The organism is Parcubacteria group bacterium CG10_big_fil_rev_8_21_14_0_10_36_14, from assembly GCA_002772895.1.
In the GTDB taxonomy this organism is placed as follows: Bacteria; Patescibacteriota; Patescibacteriia.
The window spans coordinates 39,016-47,641 of the sequence record PFCS01000064.1 but is presented as its reverse complement, the minus strand read 5'-3'; the positions used below and the strand labels follow the sequence as shown (position 1 = coordinate 47,641).

Sequence of the window (8,626 nt, the reverse complement as noted above, 5' to 3'; positions counted from 1 at the left end):
ATTTCCGACGCATAAATATTACCAATTCCGGCAACGCAGGATTGCTCCATTAAAAGCGGTTTTATTTTTTTCGTTCTGTGCGCCAATAAACATAATTTCATTACTTTATAAGAAAAATTTGCAGATAACGGTTCCGGACCATATCCTTCTTTTTCAAAATATTTTTTCATTTCTTTTTCTGACAATAACATTATAAATCCAAACTTTCTATAATCTTCAAAAAAAAGATTACGCAAACCGGATAGCTCAAAAATAATATGCGTATGTTTTGTTGGCGCTTCTTTTTTCCCAACCAAAAGCATTCTGCCGGTCATTTTTAAATGAAAAATAATATTATTTTTGTTTGAAAGGTTTAATATCAAAAGTTTTGCCCTACGTTCTGTCCCTGATATTTTTGTGCTCTTAACTAATTTTATAAATTTTTTCTTAGAAACATTTTTTAATGGTTTTATGTTTCTTATTTTTATATCTTTAATAACCGCACCTTTTATGGTACGGTCCAACTGTCTTCTAATTGTTTCTACTTCTGGTAATTCTGGCATATGATAGTTATCTATATAAGCGAGTTGCCAGTCATTTTTTTTGGTTGTTTTATACCCAAAACATGTAAAATCGTCGGGGCAACATCTCCCAAAAACCCAACAGGAGGCACCAGAGACAAATCCGCTCCTACACCTTCAGGAAGACCCATACTCTGGCCTTCAAACTTCTCACCAACGATAATAAACGGAACTGGATTTGTAGTATGTTCCTTATCCATACGCCCAGTATGCAGATTTGCTATCTCTTCTGCATTCCCATGGTCTGCAGTGATAAAAACTACTCCCCCATAAAGAAGTGTTTGTTCGGCTATATCTCCAACACACTTGTCCAAAATCTCAATACCTTTTTTAGTTGCTTCAAAATTTCCCGTATGGCCAACCATATCGGCATTGGCAAAATTAACAACAATGAAATCATAATTCTCGGCTTTTATCTCTTTTATTACTCTTGTCGTAATCTCTCTTGCCGACATCTCTGGTTTTTTATCGTAAGAAGCAACATGTGGAGAAGGGATGACTACCCTATCTTCTCCTTGAAACTGTTCTTCTTGTTGTCCGTTTAAAAAAAATGTCACATGAGCATATTTTTCTGTTTCAGCTATATGGAGTTGTCTTAATCCATCATCCGAAAGCGCTCTTGCTAACGGCTCGGTAATTGCATCCCCAAAAAACGCAACCTCCAAAGGAAGTTCTTTTTCATATTCTGTCATTGCTACAAAAAAAATATTTTGTTTTTTTATCCGTTTAAATCCGCTAAAATTATCTAAAACAAAAGCATTAGTAAGCTGACGGCTTCTATCAGCTCGGAAATTAAAGAAAATAACAGCATCGCCATCTTCAACTTTTGCCAAAGGTTTTCCATTTCTATCCGTAATAAAAGTCGGAATAAATTCTTCATCAAATACACCTTCTTTATATGATTGTTCTATCGCCTTTAATGCATTGGTAGATTTTTTTCCTATTCCCTTCGCAATCGCAGAATATGCTTTTTCCGTTCTTTCAAAACGACCATCCCTATCCATAGCATAAAACCTGCCACTAAGAGTAGCTATTTTTCCAAGATTTAATTTTTTCATCTTATCTTGCAATTTTTCTATAAAGCCTTTTCCGGAATTATAAATAGTATCTTTGCCATCTAAGAAAGCGTGAACAAAAACTTTTTTTATCTTTTGGCTTTTTGCCAAATCTAAAAGAGCGTATAGGTGATCTTCGTGTGAATGAACCCCACCTGATGAGACAAGCCCCATAATATGAATATTACCTTTATTTTTTCGCGCATGTTCTATGGCTCCTAAAAATGCTTCATTTTTAAGAAAACTTTTATCCTCTATAGCCTTATTTATTCTTGGAAGAATCTGATAAAAGACACGGCCGGCGCCAATATTTAAATGACCAGTTTCACTATTCCCCGCCTCACCTACGCAAAGTCCGACTTCATTTCCTGAAGCTGTTAAAGTCATTGCCGGATAGCTTGTGATAAGCTTATCCATGTTTGGAGTTTTTGCTTTTGCTATTGGGTTTCCTTCTCCCGGAGGAGCGACCCCCCATCCGTCAAGAATAACTAAAATTGCTGGTTTTGGACGCATAAGAAATTATTTTATAATTTCCCCCTCTATTTCCATTAATCTATTATATTTTGACACGCGTTCAGAACGTGAAAGAGAACCGGTTTTTATATATTCCGCGCCTACTGCAACAGCTAGGTCAGCAATAAACGTATCACAAGTCGTACCGCTCCGATGCGAAATGATAATCTTGTATTTATTTTTTCTGGCGAGCTGTATCGCATCTATTGTTTCGGATAAAGTTCCAATCTGGTTAACTTTTATTAAAATCGCATTAGCGACCTTCATATCAATACCTTTTTGCAAGCGTTCCGTATTTGTCACAAAAATATCATCGCCAACTTGCATGGTGCCGGGCATTGCTAATCTCCATTTTTGCCAGGCAGACCAATCGTCTTCTGCAAAACCATCCTCAATTAAAATAAGCGGATATTTTTTTACTATTTTTTTATAATACACCAGGAGATCTTCTGCATTCAAAATCTTGCCGTCACGTTGTAGATTATATTTTTTATTTTTATAAAATTCGCTTGCTGCCGCGTCTATTGCCAAATTAACATTTTTTCCAGGTTGATATCCAGCTTTTTTTATTGCCTCCAAAATAAACTTAAAACCATCTTCATTAGAAGGAAGTAGAGGCGCAAACCCGCCCTCATCGCCAACTCCAACACTCATTTTCTTTTTCTTTAATATATCTTTTAACGCATGAAAAACCTCTGAACCGATACGAACTCTCTCAGAAAATTTGCTTGCTTTTGGCAAAATCATAAATTCCTGAAAATCAGCTGCAAAATTTGCATGTCTTCCACCATTTAAAATATTTATCATGGCTGTAGGCAAAGTCATTTTTCCAAAACTAAAAGTCTTATTTATATATTTATAAAGAGGTATCTTGTGAGCTTCTGCGCCAGCACGGGCACAGGCCAATGACACTGCCAGTATCGCATTTGCGCCAAGCGCAGACTTATTTTTTGTGTCATCCAGTTTTAACATCATTTCATCTATTTTTTTTTGATTACATACATCCATTCCCTTTAACTTTCGGGCAATTTTTATATTTATATTCTCTACTGCGCGCAAAACACCTTTACCATTATATCTTTTTCCACCGTCACGAAGCTCCAAAGCTTCATGCGTACCGGTTGATGCGCCGGACGAAACCATCGCTCTGCTAAAAGCGGTACCAATAAAAACTTTTGCTTCCACTGTTGGATTTCCCCGCGAGTCCAAAACCTCCCGGGCTTGTATTTTTGTTATTTTCATAGAAATTTTTATTACTTGTGCAGGTTAATTAGCTTACTTTATCTCAAATACCAAACTTACGTTAATTATCACCTCTTGACTACCGGCCTGTATATCAGGCGTCACGTCACCACCACCTATTCCATATGCCTCCATAGAACTTTTGGAATATGCCGACACAGAACCGTTTGTATATTCACTAAAAGAAACAACTCTCCCCAAATTTACACCCAATTCTTTCGCTAATATACTAGCTTTATCTTTTGCGTCTTTTATCGCCTTCTCTCTTGCTTCTGATTTTAATGATTCCGGCTTATCAATTGTGAACTCCACTCCTCCAACTTGGTTTACTCCCAATTCACCCGCTTTCCCCAAAATAGAACCAACTTTATCGAGTTCCCGTATTTTTAGTGTGACTGACTGGGAAACCGTATACCCGATAATATTACTTGTGCCCCTGGTTTGATCATAGCTGTACTTTGGATAAATATTATAATTTGTAGTTTGAATATCTTTGTCGACTACTCCCAAATCTTTTATCGCTTTTACAACATCGTTCATTTTTTTTGTATTGTCATCTTGCGCCTGCTTTACTGTTTTAGCTTCACTGGTTACGCCCAAATTTATCATCGCAATATCAGGGACAGAGCTAACCTTCCCCTCTCCGCTTATATTAATAGTATACTGACTGAGAGGAGCTCTGCCAATATAACCATACTGACGGATAGCGCTACGGGTTTGAAAAACCACAAAAATTGCAAGCACGACAAGCAATAATGTCATCGCGCCTTTAAATGCCCATTTTACAAAGCAATTTTCCTTAAGATACTTAAACATAGAACTTATAAATTAATTATAAAAAATTATTATTTTAATTTTCTCTTTATTTAACTATTTTTTTTAACCCTGGCATTGATTCACCCGCTAAAAATGCCAACATCGCTCCTCCGCCCGTTGAAATCCAATCAACATCTTCTTCCATTTCAGTGATATCAAGAGCAGAAATCGTTTCACCTCCGCCAACAACCGCATATGTTTTACCCTTTCCGCGTGAAGCAATAAGTCGCGCCAGGCTAAAAGTTCCATAAGCAAAAGCTGTATTTTCAAAATAACCTACCGGCCCGTTCCATACCAGTGTAGAAGCGCTTTTTATATATTTAGAAAATGATAGAACTGTCTCTGGACCAATATCCAGAATGCCTTCATTATTCTTACATAGTTTTTTTCCGTCTTTAAGTCGAACTATACACGCGCTTTGTGGTTCATCTTTTTTTCCAACTACAACATCTATTGGTAAAATTATTTTTTTATTTTTACAAATTTTTTCCACAACATTTTTTGATATTTTTTCTACAAATGTATTACCGATTGAATAACCTTGTAATTTTAAAATATTAGAAATAAGCGCGCCCCCTAAAAGAACAAAGTCCGTTGACTTTAATAAACTGCTAATCAAATTAATCTTTGTGGAAATTTTTGCTCCGCCCATTAGAGCTATATATGGCCTGTTTGATTTTTTTATATTTTTCGATAAAAGGCGGGACAAATTCTTTATCTCTTCTTCCAGATGAAGACCTGCATAACTTGGCAAAAAGTTTTGAATACAACATATAGACGCGTTGTTTCTATGAGAAACAGAAAATGCTTCATTTATAAAAATATCCCCCAGCTTTGCCAACTTTTCTGCAAATTCTTTACTGTCAGACTCTTCTTCTTTATAAAAACGAATATTTTCTAAAAGATTTATTCCCGGCTTAATTTTCTTGGAGATATTTTTTTTTGTTAAATCGTCTTTCATAAAATTAACCTTTAACAAAAGTTCTTTGCTTAAATATTTTGCAATCGGAGCAAGAGATAATGATTTTTCTCGCTTTTCCGGTCTTCCTAAGTGAGATATTAAAATGATTGTAGCATCTTTTTTCCATAAATATCTTATGGTTTCGAAACTTGCTCTTATTCGCAAATCTTCTTTAAAATCTAGCCTTCCCTTATTAATGGGTAAATTATAATCCACGCGAACCAATGCGCGTTTTCCTTTTAAATTTTTAATTTGTTTTATGCTCTTTATCTTCATTTTATTTTGCTATTTTTTTTACCATTTCTATAAGTCGATTAGAATATCCCCATTCATTGTCATACCAAGCCAAAACCTTTACCATATTTCCACCGATTACTTTTGTAAACGCCAAATCAATAATAGAAGAATGCGGATTACCTAATATATCAGACGAAACGATAGGCTCGTCTGTAACAGTTAGAATACCTTTATAGATCGGATTTTTTGCAGCTCGTTTAAATGCATTATTCACTTGCTCTATAGTAACATCTTTCTTAAGAAGACAGGTAAAATCGGAAATGGAACCCGCAGGAAGCGGTACGCGGATAGAAATTCCATCAAATTTTCCCACCAAGTCCGGAATTGTTTTTGTTGTAGCAATCGCCGCTCCGGTTGTCGTAGGAATCATATTTTGTCCTGCGGTTCGGCCTCTCCTATAATCCTTATGCGGAGCATCAACTAAGCGTTGGTCGGCTGTATAGCCGTGAACCGTTGTCATAAGCGCTTTTTCTACGCCAAAAGCAGCATGCAAAACAGCCATCGCCGGAGCAATGCAGTTTGTTGTACAAGAACCATTATCTATTACTTTTTCTTTTCCGTCATATTTATCCGAATTTACTCCCAAAATATACGTTCCGACACCCTCACCTTTTGACGGCGCGCTAATTATAACTTTTTTTGCTCCTGCTTTTATATGAGCGCCAGCAGATTCTTTATCACGAAAAATACCCGTGCATTCCAAGACAACATCAATTCTCAATTTTTTCCAAGGAAGTTTTGCTGGATCTTTTTCTGCAAAAACCAAAATCTTTTTTCCGTTGACTGTTAAATATTTATCACCATAACCAACCTTTTTATCATAATCGTGATAAACAGTGTCATGCTTTAAAAGGTAAGCTAAATTTGCCGGCTCTGTTAAATCATTTACCGCAACCCATTCAATATTTTTTAAATCAGCTCGGCCAAAACCGGCTTTAAAAGTATTTCGGCCGATTCGGCCAAAACCATTTATCACAACTCTTATCATAAAATTATTCAACTAATTAATAGTTAATTTACTTTTATATAATTATACCACCCTTGTAAATTTTATAAAAATAAATTAATGTTATAACAAAGGGGAGGAACGTGTGACACAAAAATCAGAATGGCAAATATTGTTTTATACTTGCGATTGCGAAGGCAATTTTATGAAATTAGGGAAAAAAATTGTTCTTCGTGATGGCGATGAAACAATCTTGGCGCGAAAACTTTTCATGGCGGTGGCGGGCTATTTGATGTTAAGCTGACCGTAAAAGGCGCGACCATTAAAGAATGCTGGGTTGAATCAATTGATTGTGGCGCTAATGCTCGGACAATTACTCCAGATAGAAAAACTATAAAGCTAGAACATAAAACATTGCTCAGAGCCAGTTCTGATAAAAAAGCCTAGAAAAACATGAAAAGACTGGCTGAAAAAATAAGATGCACAGAAAATAAAGGAGAAAAAATGGAAAGCCTTGAGTATCAAAAAAAAAGATCTCTTGGATAAACTCGCAAAAATAGACATCGAAATCTCAAAACTAAAAGGAGACGCAAAATGACAAAAAAAGAGCTCCTAGATAATGGCAAAAATGATCCCACTCTCTCATGCAACTACTCGTTGTTAATTTCATCTGCAGACGAGTAAAGTATGCACTCACAGTCGAACTAAATTCAAAAGCAATAAAAAATCTCAAAACACATAACTAAAAAACCGCCCAAAATTACGGGTGGTCTTTTTTAAATTTTACACATCCCCTAATGTGCAAAATCCAATTCTGCACATCAAATCAAACCTTTTATTTTCGCCAAGTCATCAACTGAATAACCATTCACAAACTTTTTATATTCTTTTGGCGTTTTATAATATTTTTCTAACAGTCCCAGATTAATAACGGAAGGAAAATTTTTAATGCCAATATAATCCTGATAACTGGACCATTTATACGTTTCCAAAAAAACATTTGTCTGTTTCCAATTAGTTATCCCCCTCTCTTTCCATTTCGGCTCTATAATTTTTATTGGATTTAAATGGATATATTGCGATAGATAAACCAAATACTGCTCGTTATTTATAATTTTATATTTATACTTGCCCTCAAACAAGGAACCCTTTCGTTCATTTTTTAAATTAAAATATAGCGTATAAGCGATACTAATTTTATGCATAAATTTAGATATTCCCCTATCAATATTTTGTCTTAATAATAAATGATAGTGATTAGGCATCAATGTAAGGCACAAGATATCTACCAATCTCTCACCTGTTCGTTCTCCAATGTTCAGAATTGGATTCTGCACATCTTTAATTGTACGTTTTAAATTTTTTGCAGTAAATTCCGTATCATTGCATACATACAAAGCATGAATAAATCTTGTATAATCCGCGCTTTCATTAAATATAATGCGCTTATCTACTCCTCTATTATAAATATGCGCATGATCATTTATTGATAATGTTGGTCTAGCCATAAATTTTTTTTATTTTTCTTATGTGCAGAATCCAATTCTGCACATAAATATCATAGCAGATGTGATGAATTTTATACAAATTAAAACCGCCTTTTTTGGCAGTCTTAATTATATCTGTGTTTTTTGTGTAATAAAATCCGTGGCGGTTATATTTCAAATCTCGCAAATTTTCCAATCTGGATATTCTCTCCGACTACGCCAACTTTTCCTTTCACCAATTCGTCTATAGTTATATCTTCATCTTTTATAAATCTCTGATTCAATAGACAGGTCTCTTCATAAAATTTGCTTAACTTTCCTTCAACGATTTTATCCACAACTTCCTGCGGTTTGCCACTGCCTGCAAATTCTTCCGCATAAATTTCTTTTTCTTTATTTAAAACTTCTTCCGGAACGTCTGCTTCGGATAAATATATTGGGCTCATTGCCACAATATGCATTGCAATATCATTAGCGAGCTCGCGGAATCCTTCATTCATTGCTACAAAATCCGTTTCTGATAAAAGCTCCAATAAAACTCCAATTCTATTATTTGAGTGAATATAGCTTACAACAAGCCCTTCACGAGTTTCGCGTTCTCCACGTTTTGCGGCTTTTGCAATCCCCTTTTTACGAAGCGCTTCTGCGGCTTTTTCCAAATCTTCGCCTACTTCTTCAAGCACGGCTTTACAATCCATCATTCCGCACCCGGTCATCCGACGAAGTTTGGTGATTAATTCTATATTCAT

The 8,626-nt window shown here is 35.4% G+C and carries 9 protein-coding genes; all 9 read right to left on the bottom strand.

Translation table 11 applies throughout. The features are described from left to right. Nucleotides 1-542, bottom strand: a 542-nt coding sequence (locus COU51_04995; GenBank protein PIR66284.1) for a formamidopyrimidine-DNA glycosylase, incomplete at its 3' end; no start/stop codon positions are given. An 11-nt stretch (nucleotides 543-553) separates the two neighbouring features. Further along, the gene (locus COU51_04990) at nucleotides 554-2,128 is read right to left on the bottom strand and encodes a 2,3-bisphosphoglycerate-independent phosphoglycerate mutase (GenBank protein ID PIR66283.1); all 1,575 of its coding nucleotides are present in this window, start codon (nucleotides 2,126-2,128) and stop codon (nucleotides 554-556) included. A gap of 6 nt (nucleotides 2,129-2,134) precedes the next feature. Then, nucleotides 2,135-3,370 carry a phosphopyruvate hydratase gene (locus COU51_04985; protein PIR66282.1) on the bottom strand — a complete coding sequence of 412 codons (1,236 nt, stop codon included), beginning with the start codon at nucleotides 3,368-3,370 and terminating at the stop codon, nucleotides 2,135-2,137. Between the two features lie 33 nt (nucleotides 3,371-3,403). Beyond that, nucleotides 3,404-4,186, bottom strand: a complete 783-nt coding sequence (locus COU51_04980; protein PIR66281.1) for a hypothetical protein — start codon at nucleotides 4,184-4,186, stop codon at nucleotides 3,404-3,406. A gap of 46 nt (nucleotides 4,187-4,232) precedes the next feature. After that, a complete protein-coding gene (gene pgk / locus COU51_04975) occupies nucleotides 4,233-5,423 on the bottom strand; it encodes a phosphoglycerate kinase (GenBank protein ID PIR66280.1) in 1,191 nt (396 codons plus the stop codon). Nucleotide 5,424: 1 nt separating this feature from the next. Further along, nucleotides 5,425-6,432 carry a type I glyceraldehyde-3-phosphate dehydrogenase gene (gene gap, locus COU51_04970; GenBank protein ID PIR66279.1) on the bottom strand — a complete coding sequence of 336 codons (1,008 nt, stop codon included), beginning with the start codon at nucleotides 6,430-6,432 and terminating at the stop codon, nucleotides 5,425-5,427. Between the two features lie 779 nt (nucleotides 6,433-7,211). Continuing rightward, nucleotides 7,212-7,898: a hypothetical protein gene (locus COU51_04965; protein ID PIR66278.1), complete on the bottom strand. Its 687-nt coding sequence runs from the start codon at nucleotides 7,896-7,898 to the stop codon at nucleotides 7,212-7,214. Further along, nucleotides 7,891-8,073: a hypothetical protein gene (locus COU51_04960; protein PIR66277.1), complete on the bottom strand. Its 183-nt coding sequence runs from the start codon at nucleotides 8,071-8,073 to the stop codon at nucleotides 7,891-7,893. The genes COU51_04965 and COU51_04960 overlap by 8 nt, the downstream gene beginning before the upstream one ends. Next, a complete protein-coding gene (gene tsf / locus COU51_04955; GenBank protein ID PIR66276.1) occupies nucleotides 8,045-8,626 on the bottom strand; it encodes an elongation factor Ts in 582 nt (193 codons plus the stop codon). Before tsf ends, COU51_04960 begins: the two co-directional genes overlap by 29 nt.

Bases quoted from the DNA above. Each gene is read 5' to 3' on its own strand.
- COU51_04990 (PIR66283.1), bottom strand. From the start codon at position 2,128: ATGCGTCCAAAACCAGCAATTTTAGTTATTCTTGACGGATGGGGGGTC.
- COU51_04985 (PIR66282.1), bottom strand. From the start codon at position 3,370: ATGAAAATAACAAAAATACAAGCCCGGGAGGTTTTGGACTCGCGGGGA.
- COU51_04980 (PIR66281.1), bottom strand. From the start codon at position 4,186: ATGTTTAAGTATCTTAAGGAAAATTGCTTTGTAAAATGGGCATTTAAA.
- pgk (PIR66280.1), bottom strand. From the start codon at position 5,423: ATGAAGATAAAGAGCATAAAACAAATTAAAAATTTAAAAGGAAAACGC.
- gap (PIR66279.1), bottom strand. From the start codon at position 6,432: ATGATAAGAGTTGTGATAAATGGTTTTGGCCGAATCGGCCGAAATACT.
- COU51_04965 (PIR66278.1), bottom strand. From the start codon at position 7,898: ATGGCTAGACCAACATTATCAATAAATGATCATGCGCATATTTATAAT.
- tsf (PIR66276.1), bottom strand. From the start codon at position 8,626: ATGAATATAGAATTAATCACCAAACTTCGTCGGATGACCGGGTGCGGA.